Raw genomic sequence first — 19,173 nt, forward strand, 5'->3', positions numbered from 1 at the left:
AAAAAAATGAAACGAAATAAGAAACAACAAGGCTTTACCTTGCTAGAGGTTATGGTTGTTGTGGTAATCCTAGGTATTTTGGCCAGCTTTGTTGTTCCTAACTTGTTAGGTAACAAAGAGAAAGCTGACCAACAAAAAGCGATCACCGACATTGTAGCGTTGGAAAATGCGCTAGATATGTACAAGCTAGACAACAGTGTTTACCCAACCACAGACCAAGGCTTAGATGCATTGGTAAGCCGTCCTACAGGTTCACCAGAGCCTCGTAACTACCGTGCTGATGGTTATATTCGTCGTCTTCCAAAAGACCCATGGGGTTATGATTACCAATACCTAAGCCCTGGTGATAACGGCAATATCGATATCTTCACGCTTGGTGCGGATGGTCAAGATGGAGGCGAAGGTTCATCAACTGATATTGGTAACTGGAACCTGCAAGACTTCCAGTAGCCTTAACTCGTGGTGAAACAGCATAAAAAACAGCGTGGCTTTACCCTGCTAGAAATCATGTTAGTCATGGTTTTAGTTTCGGTAAGTGCCATTGCTGTTGTCATAAACTTACCTCAAAGTGGTTCTGATGCCGCGCAAACGCGCTCACAACAGCTTTTTCAGCGTCTGACCATGTTGCATCAAGATGCAATTCTTAATGGTTGGGATCTTGGCATTCGCTTTGATCCAGCGGGGAAAAAGTATCGCTTATTGAAACTGACTAAAGACGGTTGGCAAGCGTTAGATCATCGCAGAATTCCCGCAGATACTGAACTTGAGGACGGCCTAACACTCACTTGGGAGTTAGGTGACGGCACTTGGGGTAAGCAAGACTCCTTATTTAAACAAGAATCATTGTTTGATGAAGAGATGTTTGCCAAGGAAGAAAAGAAAAAACAAGAACTGCCTCCGCAAGCCTTTATTCTTTCAAGTGGTGAGTTAACCCCATTTGAGGTGTACATCTATCCAAGCTCAGAAGCGCAAGGGGATGATAATTGGCGAGTTGTGGCGTTAGAGAACGGCAGTGTTAAGTTACTTAAGCCGGGTGAGGAGCTGAAAGATGAAGTCCGCTAAAGGCATGACTTTGTTGGAAGTTCTCATAGCTCTAGCTATTTTTGCTACCGCTTCAATGAGTGTCGTTCGAGCGGTCACTCAGCACATTAATAGCATTGGCTATTTAGAGCAAAAAACCTTTGCCGGTATGGTTGCCGATAATCAAATGACATTGATGATGCTCGCTGAGCCACCGAAAAGCCCGCGTAAGGGCACTTCTGAGTTGGCTGGGCAAGAATGGTTTTGGACGCAAACTCCGGTAGCAACCGGTAATGACTATTTGCGTGCGATTGATATTAGCGTGTCTTTAAATCAAAACGGGGATAACCCTCTAGTAACGGTGAGAAGTTATGTTCCGTTGCAATAGTATGGCTCGTTACAATAAAGCGAAAGGCTTTACCTTAATAGAGGTACTGGTCGCAATTGCGGTTTTTGCCAGTTTAAGTATTGCCGCGTATCAAGTGGTATTTCAGGTTCAATTGAGCAATACCCAGTCTCAAGAAAAATTGGGTCGCTTACAGCAATTGCAAGCCACATTAGTTTATTTAGACAGTGATTTTCGTCAAATTGCCGTGCGCCGCTTCCGTAATGATGGAGAGGAAGCGGGTACAGAAGAATCAGGACAATCCCTGTTGTATTGGAAAGACAATTTACTCGACTCTGATGCCAAAGGCGTATTGTTTACTCGTCTAGGTTGGATTAACCCGCAACAGCAATTTCCCCGTGGTGAAATTACCAAAGTGGGTTATCGAATTCAGGGTGACAAATTAGAGCGTGTCTGGTGGCGATACCCAGATACCCCAGCCGCACAAGAAGGCATAGTGACGCCACTTCTGGATAAGGTCGAGAAGTTCGATATGCGTTTTTACAATGGCGAAGCTTGGGTAAAAGAGTGGGTCGACAGTGATGCGTTGCCAAAAGCTATCGCGGTGGATTTAACACTGGAAGATTATGGCAAGTTAGAGCGTATCTACCTTACTGCAGACGGTAAGTTTGAGAGGATCAATGAAGATACGCCAGAATAATCCATCCCAGCTTATTGGTCGAACATATAAAGGCCACAAGCAACAACAAGGCGTTGCTTTGATCATTGTATTGTTGCTATTAGCTGTAATGACTGCCATTGCTGCCACTATGTCTGAGCGTTTAATGCTCAGTGTGGATAGAGCGGGTAATCAGGTGAATAACCAACAAGCCTACTGGTACGCAATTGGTGTGGAAGCATTGGCAAAATATGGTATTCAGCAGAGTCTGGAAGACGGCGAAACGGTAAACTTGAGTCAGCCTTGGGCTTTAGATGAACAAACATACCCGTTGGAATATGGTGAAGCTCGCGGTGTGATTCGTGACATGCAAGCGTGTTTCAATGTTAATGCTCTGGCCGCTGTTCAGTTGGACGCAACCACCAGTGCTCGCCCTTACTTGCTCGAGGTGTGGCGCACTTTATTAGAAGAAGCAGGCCTAGATAACTATCAGGCTGAAGTGGTTGCTGATTCTACGTGGGAATATCTAGACGAAAACGACGTTGTGACCACTCAATCTGGAGTGGAAGATGCCACCTATGAGGGGCTCTCTCCTGCGTATATGGCACCGAATGGTTTAATTGCCGATCTTAGTGAGCTAAGAAGTGTCTATCAAATGACGGGCCCGGCAATGAAACAAATTTCTTGGCTAGCGTGCGCGTTACCAACCGATGATTTGCGTATTAATGTGAATACCATCAGAGCTTGGCAAGCTAAGTTAATTGTGGCTCTGTTTAACTCTGAAATCAGTGAAGAACAAGCACAAAAAGTTATTGAAGACCGTCCATATGACGGTTGGGAAAGTACGGACGAATTTTTATCTGAACCCGATATTGCTGGCGTTAGTGATGACATCAAAAACAAAGCCAAAGCCTATTTATCGGTAGACAGTAAGTACTTTGAACTGGATACAGAAGTATTTGTGCAGGAAGCTCGAGTTCGCTTGAGAAGCCTGCTTTATAGTGAAAATAAAGACGAATCGCGGGTAGTACGCCGTCGATTTGGAGGAATTAGTGAGCGAAATCCTGACAGTTCGGCTCAGTAGGCAGAATTTAAATACAATCCCATGGCTGGTTTGGTCTTCAACCGAAGACGAAATTATCGCGAGTGGAGAACTCAACGGTTTACATGAGCTAGACGATCTCGCCAGTTATGTAACCGACCGCAACGTTGCCTTACTACTGAATGGGCAAGATATAGCCTTGAAAGAGGTTAATGTTCCTGCGGGCGCAACCCGTCAGTTTGCCACCATGTTGCCTTTTCTTCTTGAAGAAGAGCTAGCACAAGATATTGATGAACTCCATTTTTCTATTCTTAAGCTAGCGGGTGATAAAGCGTGGATTGCGGCGGTAGACAAGAGCTACTTCAAACAATGTATTGCACGTTTTGCGGAAGCGGGCATCGAATTACACAAAGTATTGCCCGATGTGCTATCACTTCCTTTGCAAGAAAATGCCATCAGCATACTTCCTTGGGATGGTCATTACCTGATTCGTCAGAATCAATTTCAAGGTATGACCTTACCAGAGCAACTGGTGCCTTTTGCTGTGACGCAGATGTCATCAGCGACAGAATCAGATGAAGACGCAGAGCAAGAAGCGACTCCTGTTGAGCAAGTGACGATTCAATCTTTTGGCGCGCTTCCTGAAGCACTGCAACAGCAAGTGACGGCAACCATTGATGAGCAACCGGCTGAATTGCCAATGGCATTGCTGGCAAAAAATGCTCAGCTTTCCACGGTGAACTTGCTGAGTGGTGAATTTAAGCGACAAGCGTCTTGGCTAAAGAACATTAAACTATGGCGTGCTCCTGCAATTGCAGCCGTCATTCTATTGGTTGTGTTCAGCGTTAATACTTACATGAATGTCAGTCAGATTGAATCAAAAGCAACCGCCTACCGCGCGGAAAGTGAACGTATTTTCCGAGCTGTATTCCCTGGTAAACGTCGAATTCCAACCGTCAGTTATCTGAAGCGCCAAATGACGGATGAAAAAACACGATTGAGCGGTGGCACAGTTGAGGCGCCATTGATTACGTGGATGCTTGAAGTTCAACAGTCATTGAAAGGCTCTGATAAAGTGAAGATCCAGAGTGTGAAATTTGATAGCAACCGTGAAGAGTTACGAATTCAAGCTCAAGCCAGTGACTTCCAAACGTTTGAAAAACTGCGTGTGGCTTTATCTGACAAATTCTCTGTACAGCAAGGCCAGATAAATCGTGATGGTGATTTGGTCAGCAGTAGCTACGTGCTGAAGGTGAAATAATGCGAAAATTACAAGAATCCATCCTTGGTTATTGGAGTGGCATTAGCCTGCGAGAGCAACGCATGCTCATTATTGCCATTGGTTTTGGCTTAGCGGGTTTGCTTTATTGGGGCGGTTTTGCCCCGTTAAAAGAGAAAAGTGAACTAGCTCAAACACGTTTGGTTCGTGAAACGCAGCTATTAAGCTGGGTGCAAAAAGAAGCCAATGAGATCACGGAATTACGTAAAACCAGTAATGCACCAACCATCTCTAATCAGCCATTAAACCAAGTGCTATCAACTTCGACACGTCGCTTTAATATTGAGTTGATTCGACTGCAACCTCGCGACGATATGGTGCAGGTATGGGTGCAACCGGTTGCCTTTAATCAACTAATGAACTGGCTATTGTTTTTGCGTCAAGAAAGAGGCGTTGATGTAGCCTTTTTAGACATCACTGAGACGGAAAAGCCCGGTGTTGTTGAAGTCAGTCGCTTACAGTTTAAGAGAGTAGGTAGTTAATGTTTGGTATCAGTTTTAAAAAGCTGTTTGGCTACAGCTTTTTGTTGTTAATCGTATTTTTGTGCAGTGTCATCGTGCATTTACCGGCAAAGTTCGCCTTAGAACAAGCGCCGCGTATTAATGGCCTAAGCATCTCTGGTGTGAGTGGGACATTATGGAAAGGTACGGCCAAAGAGGTAACTTGGCAGCAATATGGCCTTGGTGAAGTAAACTGGGATCTGCAAGGGTGGAAGCTGTTGCAAGGAAAGGCTGAGCTAAATGTGCGATTAGGCCGTAATAGTGCGCTTGATTTAACCGGCAGAGGCACGGTGGGATACAGCTTTGATGGCCCTTATGCCAGCAGTTTGATTTTATCGATGCCCGCTAAGCAAGTGCTTAAATACGTTGATGTACCTGCTCCAGTGTCTGTTGATGGACAACTCGACTTAGCGGTGAAAGACTACCAGTATGCAAGCCCGTGGTGTCAATCAGGTTCGGCAAAACTGGTGTGGAATAACAGTAAAGCCAGTTCTCCAATGGGAGATTTAGACCTTGGGAACATCGTTTCTGATGTGACTTGTACGGACAATCAATTAACCGCTAAAGGCAATCAAGAAACGGCTCAGGTATCGAGTCAATTTACCGCGTCGCTGCATTCGGATATGAGCTACGATCTCGATGCATGGTTTAAGCCCGGCGCTGAGTTTCCGCAAAAGTTGGGGCAACAGTTAAAATGGCTAGGTGAACCGAACGGACAAGGTCACTACCCATTTGTTTATTCTGGCCGGTTATAGTCGATTCTTTTATAAGTACGTTTCGCTTCTATAAATGATTTAACTGGTAAGAATATTCAGACATTTGCTTGAGTTGGTGTAAAGTTAATTTCGTGAATTAACGAAGAGGCTAATTAGAATGGCAGGTAATAAAAAGCCACAGATTTTACACAAGGCAGAAGTTGCGCGTTCGCGTTTGTTTTGCATTGAGGCTTTGGATCTCGAGTTTTCGAACGGTGAGCGACGTACTTACGAACGAATGCGTCCTTCTGGTCGCGATGCAGTGATGATGGTCCCCCTGACAGCGGATGGGGATCTGTTATTGGTTAGAGAATACGCGGCAGGCACAGAAAGCTACGAACTAGGCTTTCCGAAAGGCTTAATTGATGCTGGTGAAGCACCAGTAGAAGCGGCCAATCGTGAATTAAAAGAAGAAATTGGCTTTGGTGCGAAGGATTTTGTACCGTTAAAACAAGTCATTCTGGCGCCGTCATACTTTTCTAGCAAAATGACGCTGTTTATTGCTCAAGATCTTTACCCAGAAACTTTAGTCGGCGATGAACCTGAACCTCTGACATTGATTCGTTGGCCTCTGGCTCAAGCCGATGAGTTACTCTCACATATGGATTTTTGTGAGGCACGCAGTATTAGCGCCTTGATGCTAGCACAGCGATACTTTGCTCAATTAAAGGATTAACAGTAATGAGACAAGACTTTTCCCACTTATTGCCTAACGTTATAGAAATCGCCCGTTCCGCTGGTCAGCTCATCCTTGATATTTATCTAAAGCGAGATTACGAAGAGTTTATTAAGTCTGACGATACGCCGGTTACCAGCGCTGACTTAGCGGCTCATAAACTGGTTATGGAACGCTTGTCTGAACTCACTCCTGATATCCCTGTACTCTCCGAAGAAGACTCTGATATTAGCTTAGCTGAGCGTGAACAGTGGGAACGTTACTGGCTAGTCGATCCTTTAGATGGTACTCAAGAGTTTATTGCCCGTAGCGGTGATTTTGCCACCATTATTGCGTTAGTTGAGAACAACAAGCCGATTATGGGGGTGGTTTATGCGCCGGTTTCTGGTGTGGTTTACCATGCTTATCAGGGAAAAGGGGCGTGGAAAATTCCTGATATGGATGAGAATATTCGTATCAACACCCATACTCATGAATTGCCTAAACAAAATATTGCGATTGCCATCAGTCGCCGCCAAGACATCAATCGTATTACTGAGCGAATGAGTAACAAGTGGAATTATGAATTGATTCCGTTGGGCTCGGCTGCGTTAAAAGCGTGTTTGGTTGCTGAAGGTAGCGCCGATTGTTATCTGCGTTTAGGTCCAACAGGTGAGTGGGATACTGCGGCCACACAATGCATTGTGGAAGAGGCGGGCGGTACTATCCTTGATACACAACTTGTGCCTCTTTCTTATAATTTGCGTGAAACCTTGGAGAACCCTAACTTCATTGTTATCGGTGATCGCAACCTTCCTTGGAATGAAATCCTAACCCAAGACTGATTGCTCTATAACTGGGTTATCAAATCACAAAAGGCCTGTCTTTCGCTCATAAAAGGAGCGTGCGATGAGGCCTTAAATATATGTGATTCTGTCTGTAATTGTTTATCCAATACCGCTGCAACCTTAACCGGTACCAGTCCATCGAGACGACCGTATAAACGGTGCAGTGGTACGCTAATCTCATTTAATTGTTGGCGATAATCGACACTGGCTAATAATTCTAGTCCAAGGTGCAATGCATCAGGATTGGGCATAGGACGCGATAAAACGGCGCTCTTTAGCTGTTTTACATCTTGTCTTGCTGATGGGCTTCCCATTGCTTGTAGTGCCATAAATCGCTCTATAGTGCCTTGAAAATCATCGGTAAGTTGACTGGTAAAGTCGTCTAGCACTTTAGGGGCAATACCTCGCCATACTCGACCTTCGGCGGAGAAGCGTGGTGAACTGGCAAGAGTAATGAGTTTAGAGACACGCTGCGGCTGATGGAGAGCAACGTGGGTTGCAACCAATCCACCTAAAGACCAACCTAGCCATATTGCTTGTTGTGGTGCATCTTCTAATACCGCTTGTGCGATATCGGCAATGGAAGCACTCGCAACTTGATGGCTGTGCCCATATCCCGGTAGGTCGACCACATGTACACAAAAATGTTGGCTTAATTGCTCAACGACTTGATGCCAAACTGCGCCGTTCATGCCCCAACCATGGATTAGAATGAGGTTTTCACCTTTCCCAAATACATCCCAATGCAGTTTTGTTTTTAAGCTCATCCATTGTACCTATTTATTGAGTGCTTTTACTTAGCCCGTTGATTGGTCGAGCTAAAGTCATATCGTAGCCATGTCATACTCTTTTCAGCCCTGTAATCAATGTCGGTGAGCTAAAAATAACAGTAAGCACTGCTTAACATTAAGGGGAAGATTATTGGAAATCCGTCATTAACTCAATGCTTGAGTTTGCTTGTTCAGCGACTATCTGGTGTTGCATTTACGCTTTTGGGCTCTTATTGCTACGCTTGTGACAATCTACTCAAGGAAGGTGGGACGAGTAAATGGTGCGATGAATGTCTAGAAAGGCTTAAACCGGTAGCTCGTTGTCAGATGTGCGGGGTGAATACGGTAACCCCAATGGAACGGTGTGGACAATGCATTACCGACCCTCCACCTTGGGATAAGTTGATTTGTGTAGGGGAGTATCAAGCTCCGCTGTCTGGATTTATTCAGAAACTAAAGTATCGTCGACAAGTGTGGCACGCTAAAGAGTTAGCCGCGTTACTGGCAAAGCAAATCGAGTCACCTGCGCCTGTATTACTGTCGATTCCATTGCATTGGCGCAGGCATTTATGGCGCGGATTTAACCAAAGTGATTATCTTGCGGAGTCTTTATATCAGTGCCTCACAGAGCGTACTCAAGTGCCAATTTGCTTCCTACCTAAAGCCATTACGCGCAGTAAAATGACGAAAAATCAGATGGGATTGAATCGTCGGCAACGGCTGATTAATCTAAAAAAAGCATTTCTATTATCACCTAAGTATCTAACTAAATTGCAAGACCAACCTCATGTCGCTTTGCTTGATGATGTGGTGACTACGGGCAGTACCGTGGCCGAAATCTGTGTGCTGCTTAAAGAGAAAGGTGTACAACGGATTGATATTTATTGCATTTGTAGGGCATCTCGGCCTATTTTATAGAAGGATTTTTTGACAGTATCGGTTCAAGTTTGCTTGATGTTGGTGATTATCAACTCAAATTGTCACAATGATCTACAGCTAATACATGTTTGAAAAATAAATCGAACAGAGTAGAATGCCCATAATAACCTACAGAATTACTCAGGTATTTATCGTGTCTAATAAAATCACTATTACAGAATCTGCTCAAGCGCACTTTGCTAACTTGTTGTCGCAGCAAGCAGAGGGAACAAACATTCGAGTATTCGTGGTCAATCCCGGAACTCAAAGCGCAGAGTGTGGCGTATCTTACTGCCCACCAGAAGCCATTGAAGCAACTGATACAGAGCTATCATTTGAGGCTTTCTCTGCATACGTAGACGAATTGAGCTTACCATTCTTAGAGGATGCTGAGATCGATTATGTAACGGATAAAATGGGTTCTCAATTAACGTTGAAAGCACCAAATGCAAAAATGCGTAAAGTATCTGACGATGCACCTTTGCTAGAACGTGTCGAGTACGTGATTCAAACTCAAGTGAACCCGCAGCTTGCCAGCCACGGTGGTCACCTAAGCCTAGTTAAAATCACTGATGATGGCATTGCATTGGTTCAGTTTGGTGGCGGTTGTAACGGCTGTTCTATGGTAGATGTAACGCTAAAAGACGGCATTGAAAAGCAACTACTAGAAGAGTTCTCTGGTGAATTAGTTGCGGTTAAAGATGCGACTGAACATGAACAAGGTGAGCACTCTTACTATCAATAATAGTGAGTAGTTCTAGATAGAATTAGTAAAAAGCGGAGTTCAACATGGTTGAACTCCGCTTTTTTAATGCTTATTTTTCAACAAGCTAGAATGACCAGTTATTTAGTACGATTGGTGTTATTTTTGTGTTTCTTGCTGTAGACATCAAAGGTAAGTCTTACCATCAATCCGCCTTCGCTACGGTTGCTCATGTCTATCGTGCCATTGTGCTCAGCGATGATTCTTTTAACGATAGATAGTCCCAAACCTGTGCCTTCGCTGCCACGCGATGTATCACCACGGGTGAAGGGTTCAAATACTTTCTGCATTTGTTCATCATCAATGCCAGGGCCATTATCTTCGATGGTTACCCATACTTTATTGTGCAAAAAGCCAGTCTTGATACCAATCCAGTTATTGCCATAGCGCTTAGAGTTAACGATTAAGTTGCTCAAAGTCCGTCTTATCGGAATATAACTGGCGTAAATATCCGGCAAATCCGGTTGAAGCTGAACATCAAAGGTGTAATTAACAATGTCTTTATTCAGCTCGCTGTCCAACGTCTCATCTTCAATAGATCCGCCAGATTGGTAGATTTTTAGCGCCCATTCGAGCTCTTCAACCATGTTATTGAGGTTGAGGTTAGTAAAGTCGTTGCGATCAACCGGTTTTAAATAATCGATAAACTGCGCAATGATGTCATTACATTCTTCGATATCTTGAATCATGCCATCGGCTAAATAACTGTCTTGATCGGACATCATTTCAGTGGCAAGACGAATGCGTGTTAACGGCGTGCGAATATCGTGGCTGACACCGGCTAACATTAAGCGTCTATCGGTTTCGAGTTCTTCAATGCCGCGCGCCATTTTATTAAAGGATTTGGTTACAGCGCGAATTTCAGTAGTGCCATTTTCCGGTAACGGGTCGGGGATAACGCCATTACCGACACTGATTGCCGCCGATTCAAGATCTTTGAGAGGTCTATTTTGCCAACGAATAAAGCCCCAACCACCTAATATAAAGAAGATGGTTATAAGTAAGCTGTTGATAAATAGAGGTTTGAATTCATCTTGAGTGAGTTCTGTTAACGGGATTCTTAAAATCCAGTTGGGCATAACATCAAGTTTGATCCACAGTAGGTAACTTTGGCTGTCTCTTGCTAAGCGTGCTTCTGCGGGTGAGCCTATCTCTTCGGTGATTTCATCACTCATAAAATCAAGATAGAAGGCTTTTTGAAACTCTTCTTCAGCCACGCCTGCCATAGGGTGAACACTTACTCCAAGCCTAAGCAAAAGGGCTTGTCTTAGAGGACTAGTGCGCTCACTTTCAGGAATGCCAAGTTCTGATTCTTGACGAATTCGCGCGTACTCTTCGGTAACGAGGTTTATCTCGTACGAGAGTATGCGGTTGAACTGCTTAAGGCTGGGAAGTAATGCGTAATTAAAAATCGCGTAGTAAGAAAAGGCTTGGCTAGCAATCAAAAGAGCAATAAAGCCGATGATTGATTGAGTTATCGAACTACGCGATCGCATTAAATTATCCTAAAAATTATACTTTATTACCGTCTGGTACAAATACATAACCTAGGCCCCATACGGTTTGAATGTAGCGAGGGTGGCTAGGATCTTCTTCAAGGATACGACGTAGACGAGAGATTTGCACATCAATCGAACGCTCCATTGCTGAATATTCGCGTCCGCGAGCAAGGTTCATGAGCTTGTCACGAGACATAGGTTCACGAGCATTGGTCACTAGGATCTTTAATACCGCAAATTCACCAGAGGTAAGAGGGATAAGCTCTTCACCGCGATACATTTCGCGAGTACCTAGGTTGAGTGCAAATTCGCCAAATTCTACAATGGCTTCTTCTGAGCTTGGAGCTCCCGGAGCTTCAACAGATTGACGGCGCAGTACTGCTTTAGCACGTGCGAGCAGTTCTCTTGGGTTAAATGGTTTTGGTAAGTAATCATCGGCACCAACTTCTAGCCCGACAATTCTATCAATCTCATCACCTTTTGCCGTTAGCATTAGGATGGGTAACGTGTTGTTTGCGCTACGCAGACGGCGGCAGATGGATAGACCATCTTCACCCGGCAACATGAGGTCGAGAATCATTAAGTTAAAATTTTCGCGAGTTAACAGACGATCCATTTGATCGGCGTTAGCAACAGAGCGAACTTGGAACCCTTGTTCAGAAAGGTAGCGCTCAAGTAATGAACGAAGGCGAGCGTCGTCATCGACAACTAAAATTTTGAAGTTTTCTTGCATTGTATAGAACCTACTTAATCCAATTTTTAAATTTAAAAGTGGGAGTTGGCGAGTGCGAGCAAGTAGTCCGTCACTTTTGCAAATTCGCTCCTTATCACACCTGAATGATAATACTTTTGGAAATGTAACAAAGCTGAATCGATTATAGAGAGATAAAGTGTTAGATAATATTAACAGTATCTAATAAAAAATATTTTTATTGATGTAACTCATTATTTTTACTTGATTTTGTACCAATCAGGTATTTGGTAATTGATTTTGTTCACAAACCACTCTTTTGTGCCTTCTGGGGTTCTAACTTGTACTTCATCGTCCACTTCTTTTTTTAATAGAGCGCGCGCCATAGGAGAATCAATGGAGATATACTGCTTTACATCGTCGCCATAAATCTCATCGGGCCCGACAATGCGAAAGCGTTTTAGCTCACCTTGCTCGTTTTCTATTTCCACCCAAGCACCAAAAAACACCTTACCATCTTGAGCGCTAGCGTAGTCGACCACTTTAAGGTCGGGTAGTCTTTTGCGTAGATAGCGAACGCGACGATCAATTTGGCGTAATAAACGCTTATTGTACTGATAATCAGCGTTCTCGGAGCGGTCACCTAGGCTTGCTGCCCAGGTGACAATTTTGGTGACTTCTGGACGACGTTCGTGCCAGAGGTAGTCATGTTCTTGTTGTAGCTTGTTAAAGCCTTCTCGAGTGATTAAGTTCGTTTTCATCTAATAGTGTCGTTAATAATAAATACCTTATTTACCTAATAAATAGGTCTGGTCACTGCTGACTACAACCCCATATTTAAGGAAATTTTTACCTAATATCATGCTGTATTCAAAGCGGCTTCTATCTTGCAGGTTAACACGCACGCTTTGATTTACCTCACCAAGTTTGACATTCATGAGTACCACTGGGCGCTCATTGGGTTTTTCTCCTGCTTTGGCGCGAATACGCATTACATCGATCACTTCTTTAGTAAACTTTTGCGTAATCCCGTCTGAATTTTGGTAATCAAAGCTCACCATAGGCTTACCATTTTCTTCAAAGCGTTTGATGTTAAGAGCATTGATTGAACTAATGTCGGCACCGGTATCCAGTTTTACGGGGAAGGTTAGGTTTTCCACTTGCGCGGTTTCGATAAAGCCGGCGTGAAACAGAGGGTGTGGAGTGAGCAAGTCTTCGGTTCGGGTGTTAATCAGTACCCCTTGTTTGTGGAAAGCGCGGCCCATGGCAAAGTAAGGGTCACTGCCTTTATCTGTGGCTTCCAAAGCAAATTCTAATGTCATCTCTTTTCCGCCAATAGTGACAGCCTCTTTAAGTACAGGGCGGACGTTATCGCCAATGCGTATTTTTCGCTCCACTTTTTTGATGACTTTCCGGTCATTACCGTTAGTACTTGGGATGTAGAAACTGGCTTGTTCACCACTTTTGCCTTTGCTTAGCTCAAAGCTGTCCACAAATAATACTGGAGTATTGATGGCAAAAGAGGGTTTTGCATCGACAGGAGTGTTGTCGATATAAATCACTTCGTGCGGGGTCACCATTAATGGATTTTTGCTGTCCAGCAGCGAGCTCAATTTTTTGCTTTGAGTGTGCAGCACATGTTTGTCGCCGGTGTTAATCACAAAATATTTGCTGAGGGTATTTTTACCAAGGCGAAGTTGTGAGCTGTATTTAGAGCGGTCTTTAAGGTAAGCCAAAATTGGCGTTTTAAAATCACCTGCTGTTACTGGCACAAATACTAAAGGACGTTTTTCTCCGCCCACTCGGAGCATACGCTCTAATGGTAGAGTCAGCGTAGTGCTGATTTCTTTATTGCCTGTGTCGAAGGTGACGGTGTGTTTGTCTTGATCGACCTTGATATTAGTCGCGTGTATTTGGCTATAGCTATTGACCAGTGAGAAGCTGGTTTTTAACGAGATATCATCAATAAAAAAGGTTTCGCTGCGCCCGACAATGTGCGCGTCACTTTGTGATTGCAGATAATCATAACCGGCAAATACCCATGCATTTTTTTTAAGGAAAGTCTTACCGATCAGAATAGGAGCGGAGAAGTTACTTCTGTCGGTTAAGTTGACGTCGGTATCAACAGTTACCCCTGCAATTTGCAGAGGAATAGTAATTACGGGGCGATATAAAGGGATTTCACTGGTGCGACTGCGGATAACGCTGGTGCGAGCCAGTGGTCTTTCAAGAGCAATCACTTCCCCTGTGGTGGGGTGGCGAAGATCAAACTTCACAATACCTTGGATATTTCTTTCTGGGGTATCAAAACTTTCTAGCCACCAATTACTTTTAGGGCCGCCAAACTCATCGACGATGGTTTGCATCAACTCGGTATCTTGCAGTCCTTTATATTTGGAGTTGTTGCTGTATACGTGGATATTTTCAGCGTGCATAGAGGTGGTATCGGCACCGGTATCGATTTTGCCAATAAAGGCTTGTCCTTCAAGGGCATCAATATCTTGGTAATACACGTTTTCGACACGCCCTAATACAACCTTATCTTGCCATTTTAAGGCGGGGCTGGCGGTGGTATAAGCCTGCTTATTCTCATTCATCATGATTGAAGTGTCGTCTCCTTCGGCCAGCACAGGCAGGCTCGCTAAAGAGGCAATGAGCAATGACAGCGGCTTGGTTATATTTTTCATTATCAACATCCATGTCTAATCCAGTTTCTAGCAACTGAGTATTTGAAGAGTAACCTTGTTTAATTCTAACCAACAATCAGTAACTTGCAGGCAAATGTTAGGTTAAATCTTTAATTTAACTCGTTGACCACAGTTTATTGGGGCTAATCATTGTTTTGAGATCTGGTTTTTCTGACATTTGCCCCCATAGTTAGTTGCAAACATTAAGGAAATAAGTGAATTAAGATGAGTCAGACGATTTTTCAGATTATTGCCACTGAGCTAAACGTCTCCACCCAACAGGTGACGGCTACGGCCAACCTGATTGATGAGGGAAATACCGTACCGTTTATTGCTCGTTATCGAAAAGAAGTAACCGGTGGGCTTGATGATACCCAATTGCGTACTCTAGACAGCCGTTTGACTTACCTTCGTGAGCTTGCCGATCGCAGACAAGCGATCCTTAAATCTATTTCTGAGCAGGGGAAACTGACGACAGAATTAGAAAAAGAGATCAATCAGGCTGACAATAAGACTCGTCTTGAAGATCTTTACCTGCCGTACAAACCAAAGCGTCGCACTAAAGGTCAAATTGCAATTGAAGCTGGATTGGAGCCGCTAGCGGATGCCATCTGGAATAACGCTTCTTTGGTGCCAGAAACCGTGGCGCAGGATTACTTAAACCCAGAGCAAGGTGTTGTTGATACTAAAGCGGCGCTAGATGGTGCAAGAGCCATAGTGATGGAGCGTATCGCTGAAGATGCCGATCTATTGGAAAAACTAAGAGCGTATCTTAATAAACATTCGCAATTACAATCTCGCGTTGTATCTGGCAAGGAAGCAGCAGGTGAGAAATTCAAAGATTACTTTGAGCATGATGAGGCCATCAGTCGCGTTCCATCGCACCGTGCGCTAGCTATGCTTCGTGGCCGTAATGAGGGCTTTTTACAGCTGTCATTAAATGCCGATCCTGCGCAAGATCCTTCTATTCGCAGTTCATATTGCGAAACAATCATTGCCGATCACTACCGCATTTCATTGAGTGATGCTCCTGCTGATACTTGGCGTAAGCAGGTGATTAGCTTTGCGTGGCGGGTAAAAGTATCCATGCATTTGGAAACAGAGTTGATGTCGGCGATGAAAGAGCGCGCTGAAATTGATGCGATTGAAGTGTTTGCGACTAACTTAAAAGACTTGTTGATGGCGGCACCTGCAGGGCCTCGCGCAACTTTAGGTTTAGATCCTGGTTTAAGAACAGGCTGTAAAATTGCCGTGGTCGATGGCACAGGCAAGGTATTAGCTACAGAGGTGATTTATCCGCACGCACCGCAAAAGCAATACGATAAATCGTTGCAAATCATCGACCGCTTAATCAAACAACATAATGTTGATTTGGTGGCGATTGGTAATGGCACCGCTTCTCGTGAGTCAGATAGCTTTATTGGTGAGCTGATTAAAAACGGCACTAAGGTGCAAAAAATAGTGGTGAGTGAAGCGGGCGCTTCGGTGTATTCAGCTTCTGAGCTCGCCGCCAAAGAATTCCCAAATATGGATGTTTCTTTACGTGGTGCGGTTTCTATTGCCAGACGCTTGCAAGACCCGTTGGCAGAGCTGGTTAAGATTGATCCTAAATCTATCGGTGTGGGCCAATATCAACATGATGTGGGTCAATCCTCACTGGCAAAACGTCTAGATGCTGTTGTTGAAGATTGTGTGAATGCAGTGGGTGTGGATGTGAATACAGCCTCTGCTGCTTTGCTTAATCGTGTGGCGGGATTATCGACGACATTGGCACAAAACATTGTGGCTCATCGTGATGAAAACGGTCGCTTTGAAAGCCGTGCTAGCCTTAAGAAAGTGGCGCGTATGGGGCCAAAAGCCTTCGAACAAAGTGCAGGTTTCTTGCGCATTATGAATGGTCGAAATCCATTAGATGCTTCTTCTGTTCACCCAGAAGCTTACCCAGTAGTCAAAAACATTGCTGAGAAAACCAGTAAGCCAATCTCAAACTTGATTGGCGATAGCGGCTTTTTAGGTAAGCTAAATGCCATCGACTTTATTGATGATAAGTTTGGTTTGCCTACGGTTACCGACATTATTAAAGAGCTAGATAAACCGGGACGCGATCCAAGACCTGAATTTAAAACCGCGACTTTTGCTGAGGGAATCGACAAGGTTTCTGATTTAGAAGTGGGAATGGTGCTCGAAGGTGTGGTTTCCAACGTGGCTAACTTTGGCGCTTTTGTGGATATCGGCGTACACCAAGATGGATTGGTGCATATTTCGGCGCTGACCGATAAATACGTTTCTGATCCTCGTGAGGTGGTAAAAGCGGGCGATATTGTGAAGGTTAAGGTAATGGAAGTGGATATTCAGCGTAAGCGTATTGCACTGTCTATGCGCCTAAATGATCAGCCGGGTCAAGATAATCGCACCAGTCGCGGGCAGGCTAATAAAGACAATAAACGTCCAGCGCGCAATGAGCGCCGTGATAACCGTTCGTCTTCAGGCTCTAGTCTGGGTGGCGGTTTAGGCGGCGCGATGGCGGCAGCATTTGCTAATGCAGATAAGAAGCGTCGTTAAAAATCGTTTACTTTTAGAACTTAATAAGAGCCTCAATTGAGGCTCTTATTATTTCGATAGTGATTTGTTCAAGGTTCGCTAAGCTTTCGCATACTCATCGCTATTTACTATCCAACGTTCAATGATCTGCTGGGCATTTTCTGGATATTGCTGGTGAATATAGCGCGCCATTTTTTGCACTTGCGGCACTAAATGTTGGTCGCGCATCAGATCGGCAATTTTAAAGTCGGCGATACCGGTTTGCTTGGTGCCAAGCAGTTCACCCGGACCGCGAATTTCTAAGTCTTTTTGCGCAATCACAAAGCCATCATTACTTTCTCTGAGTACCCCTAACCGCTTTTGAGCGGTTTTAGATAAAGGCGCATGATAGAGAAGCACACAATGACTGGCGACGGTTCCACGTCCAACGCGGCCGCGTAATTGGTGTAATTGTGCCAACCCGAGGCGTTCTGGGTTTTCAATGATCATTAAGCTGGAATTTGGCACATCTACGCCCACTTCAATCACTGTGGTGGCGACCAAAAGTTGTAATTCATTGGCTTTGAACTGCTGCATGATGGCTTGTTTTTCAGCGGGCTTCATTCGTCCATGCACCAGTCCTACTTTTAGCTCCGGTAATTTAGCCGTGAGCTCTTCAGCTATTTCAGCAGCGGCTTGAGCTTCTAACACTTCGGACTCGTCAATTAGCGTACACACCCAGTACGCTTGCTTACCTTCATGCGCACAAGCAACTCGGATACGTTCAATAATATCGGCGCGCTTAGTATCGGGTATGGCAACGGTTTGAATGGGCGTTCTTCCCGGTGGCAGTTCATCAATAATCGAGGTTTCAAGATCGGCATAAGCAGTCATGGCTAAGGTTCTTGGAATTGGTGTGGCAGTCATGATTAATTGATGAGGGTAGAACCCTGCCACCGCACCTTTTTCTCGAAGCTCTAGACGCTGGTGGACGCCAAAACGGTGCTGTTCATCAATGATCACTAAAGAGAGGTTATGGAATTTCACCTGCTCTTGGAATAAAGCATGCGTACCGATCACCATTTGTGCTTCGCCACTGGCAATGGCATTCAGTTGTGCTTGTTTGGCTTTGCCGGTGACTTTACCCGCCAGCCAACCAACCTTTATACCCAGTTGCTCAAACCAAGCGGTAAAGTTGATGGCGTGTTGCTCAGCCAATAGTTCGGTTGGTGCCATCATTGCCACTTGATAGCCTTGTTCGATGGCGGTGACGGCGGCAAGTGCTGCTACCAGTGTTTTGCCTGACCCCACGTCGCCTTGTACTAAACGCATCATTGGATGGGGTTTTAGAAGATCGCCTTCGATCTCGTTAACAACCCTAGTTTGTGCCTTGGTCGGGGAGAAAGGCAGTAAATCCAGCAGTTGCGCTTTTAAGCGATTTGATGCGGGCAGTGCAATTGCATCATCAAGCTGTCCTTTGCTTCTGAGCGCTAGCATCGATAGGTTTTGGGCTAATAGCTCTTCGATGATCAAGCGTAGTTGTGAGGGGTGACGACCTAAATCGAACTGCTCCATGTTTATTTCTGGAGAGGGGCGATGCACAATGTGCAGGGCTTGATTTAGGGATAATTGTGCATCATACAACCCGTCGGGCAGTAACTCGTTCACCGCTGACTTATCTAACAGCTCTAACGCTTGATCGGTGAGGTTGCGTAAAGTGAGTTGGCGCAGACCTTCGGTTGTTGGGTAAACAGGGGTCAAACTGGATTCGGTCGTCACCGTTTTACCTTCATTAAAAAATGAAAAATCAGGATGAACGATCTCTAAACCTTGATTACCGCGTTTGATCTCGCCATAAGCGTGTACCCATTTGCCTTCACTGAAATTATTTTTCATTCCGGCGGTAAAGTTAAAAAATCGCAATGTGATAGTGCCATTTCCATCACTGATTTTTACGGTGAGCATTTTTCTTCGAGCAAAAACGGTATCCACCGTCATAACTTTGCCTTGCACTCCCGCCCATAGGCCAGCGTGCAAACTTATCATCGGATAAACGCGAGTTCGGTCTTCATAACGGTGCGGAAGATGAAATAAAAGGTCTTGAATAGAGATAAGGCCGACCTTAGCCAGCTTTTCAGCGACCTTTGCCCCAACGCCATTTAAGGAAGTCAGTGGGATTGCAGATAAGAGTTGCGACATTCTGACCTCGGTAAGTAAATGAT

The 19,173-nt window shown here is 44.6% G+C and carries 19 protein-coding genes; 13 read left to right on the forward strand and 6 right to left on the reverse strand.

Annotated features, from left to right (window positions below; translation table 11 throughout):
• Positions 1 to 6 precede the first annotated feature (6 nt).
• From gspG to cysQ, 10 genes are all read left to right on the forward strand, one after another.
• Positions 7 to 450, forward strand: coding sequence for a type II secretion system major pseudopilin GspG (gene gspG / locus VHA01S_RS00250; protein ID WP_021714224.1), 444 nt, complete (start codon positions 7 to 9; stop codon positions 448 to 450).
• A gap of 12 nt (positions 451 to 462) precedes the next feature.
• Positions 463 to 1,062 carry a type II secretion system minor pseudopilin GspH gene (gene gspH, locus VHA01S_RS00255; RefSeq protein ID WP_039969926.1) on the forward strand — a complete coding sequence of 200 codons (600 nt, stop codon included), beginning with the start codon at positions 463 to 465 and terminating at the stop codon, positions 1,060 to 1,062.
• On the forward strand, positions 1,049 to 1,408 hold the full coding sequence (gene gspI, locus VHA01S_RS00260) for a type II secretion system minor pseudopilin GspI (RefSeq protein WP_023402370.1): 360 nt from the start codon (positions 1,049 to 1,051) through the stop codon (positions 1,406 to 1,408). The genes gspH and gspI overlap by 14 nt, the downstream gene beginning before the upstream one ends.
• Before the next feature lies 1 nt (position 1,409).
• Positions 1,410 to 2,066 (forward strand): type II secretion system minor pseudopilin GspJ, encoded by a 657-nt coding sequence (gene gspJ / locus VHA01S_RS00265; RefSeq protein ID WP_039969886.1) that lies wholly within the window; start codon positions 1,410 to 1,412, stop codon positions 2,064 to 2,066.
• A complete protein-coding gene (gene gspK / locus VHA01S_RS00270) occupies positions 2,047 to 3,108 on the forward strand; it encodes a type II secretion system minor pseudopilin GspK (protein ID WP_023402372.1) in 1,062 nt (353 codons plus the stop codon). Before gspJ ends, gspK begins: the two co-directional genes overlap by 20 nt.
• Positions 3,077 to 4,327, forward strand: coding sequence for a type II secretion system protein GspL (gspL, locus tag VHA01S_RS00275; RefSeq protein WP_023402373.1), 1,251 nt, complete (start codon positions 3,077 to 3,079; stop codon positions 4,325 to 4,327). The genes gspK and gspL overlap by 32 nt, the downstream gene beginning before the upstream one ends.
• Complete coding sequence (locus VHA01S_RS00280) at positions 4,327 to 4,827, forward strand: type II secretion system protein M (protein ID WP_023402374.1); 501 nt, start codon at positions 4,327 to 4,329, stop codon at positions 4,825 to 4,827. Before gspL ends, VHA01S_RS00280 begins: the two co-directional genes overlap by 1 nt.
• On the forward strand, positions 4,827 to 5,600 hold the full coding sequence (locus VHA01S_RS00285) for a type II secretion system protein N (protein ID WP_023402375.1): 774 nt from the start codon (positions 4,827 to 4,829) through the stop codon (positions 5,598 to 5,600). The genes VHA01S_RS00280 and VHA01S_RS00285 overlap by 1 nt, the downstream gene beginning before the upstream one ends.
• Before the next feature lie 118 nt (positions 5,601 to 5,718).
• Positions 5,719 to 6,276, forward strand: a complete 558-nt coding sequence (gene nudE / locus VHA01S_RS00290; protein WP_023402376.1) for an ADP compounds hydrolase NudE — start codon at positions 5,719 to 5,721, stop codon at positions 6,274 to 6,276.
• Between the two features lie 5 nt (positions 6,277 to 6,281).
• Entirely contained in the window at positions 6,282 to 7,100 is an 819-nt protein-coding gene (gene cysQ, locus VHA01S_RS00295) for a 3'(2'),5'-bisphosphate nucleotidase CysQ (protein ID WP_023402377.1), read from the forward strand.
• 5 nt (positions 7,101 to 7,105) lie between these two features.
• Here cysQ and bioH read toward each other — a convergent pair whose 3' ends face one another.
• Positions 7,106 to 7,870 (reverse strand): pimeloyl-ACP methyl ester esterase BioH, encoded by a 765-nt coding sequence (gene bioH, locus VHA01S_RS00300; RefSeq protein WP_023402378.1) that lies wholly within the window; start codon positions 7,868 to 7,870, stop codon positions 7,106 to 7,108.
• A 357-nt stretch (positions 7,871 to 8,227) separates the two neighbouring features.
• Between bioH and VHA01S_RS00305 the strand changes: the two genes are divergently transcribed.
• Positions 8,228 to 8,791, forward strand: a complete 564-nt coding sequence (locus VHA01S_RS00305; protein ID WP_152822149.1) for a ComF family protein — start codon at positions 8,228 to 8,230, stop codon at positions 8,789 to 8,791.
• A gap of 115 nt (positions 8,792 to 8,906) precedes the next feature.
• Positions 8,907 to 9,536, forward strand: coding sequence for a Fe-S biogenesis protein NfuA (nfuA, locus tag VHA01S_RS00310; RefSeq protein WP_023402380.1), 630 nt, complete (start codon positions 8,907 to 8,909; stop codon positions 9,534 to 9,536).
• A gap of 98 nt (positions 9,537 to 9,634) precedes the next feature.
• On the opposite strand, the gene envZ is transcribed toward nfuA, so the two are convergent.
• From envZ to VHA01S_RS00330, 4 genes are all read right to left on the reverse strand, one after another.
• Positions 9,635 to 11,050, reverse strand: a complete 1,416-nt coding sequence (envZ, locus tag VHA01S_RS00315; protein ID WP_023402381.1) for a two-component system sensor histidine kinase EnvZ — start codon at positions 11,048 to 11,050, stop codon at positions 9,635 to 9,637.
• Between the two features lie 16 nt (positions 11,051 to 11,066).
• A complete protein-coding gene (gene ompR / locus VHA01S_RS00320) occupies positions 11,067 to 11,786 on the reverse strand; it encodes an osmolarity response regulator transcription factor OmpR (RefSeq protein ID WP_023402382.1) in 720 nt (239 codons plus the stop codon).
• A 218-nt stretch (positions 11,787 to 12,004) separates the two neighbouring features.
• Positions 12,005 to 12,505: a transcription elongation factor GreB gene (gene greB, locus VHA01S_RS00325; RefSeq protein ID WP_023402383.1), complete on the reverse strand. Its 501-nt coding sequence runs from the start codon at positions 12,503 to 12,505 to the stop codon at positions 12,005 to 12,007.
• A 27-nt stretch (positions 12,506 to 12,532) separates the two neighbouring features.
• Positions 12,533 to 14,431 (reverse strand): ATP-dependent zinc protease family protein, encoded by a 1,899-nt coding sequence (locus tag VHA01S_RS00330; protein ID WP_023402384.1) that lies wholly within the window; start codon positions 14,429 to 14,431, stop codon positions 12,533 to 12,535.
• Between the two features lie 225 nt (positions 14,432 to 14,656).
• Here VHA01S_RS00330 and VHA01S_RS00335 point away from each other — a divergent pair, with 225 nt between their 5' ends.
• The gene (locus tag VHA01S_RS00335; protein WP_023402385.1) at positions 14,657 to 16,993 is read left to right on the forward strand and encodes a Tex family protein; all 2,337 of its coding nucleotides are present in this window, start codon (positions 14,657 to 14,659) and stop codon (positions 16,991 to 16,993) included.
• 78 nt (positions 16,994 to 17,071) lie between these two features.
• Here VHA01S_RS00335 and recG read toward each other — a convergent pair whose 3' ends face one another.
• Entirely contained in the window at positions 17,072 to 19,150 is a 2,079-nt protein-coding gene (gene recG / locus VHA01S_RS00340; protein WP_023402386.1) for an ATP-dependent DNA helicase RecG, read from the reverse strand.
• Between the last annotated feature and the right edge of the window lie 23 nt (positions 19,151 to 19,173).

Source organism: Vibrio halioticoli NBRC 102217 (assembly GCF_000496695.1).
GTDB classification, from domain to species: Bacteria; Pseudomonadota; Gammaproteobacteria; order Enterobacterales; family Vibrionaceae; genus Vibrio; species Vibrio halioticoli.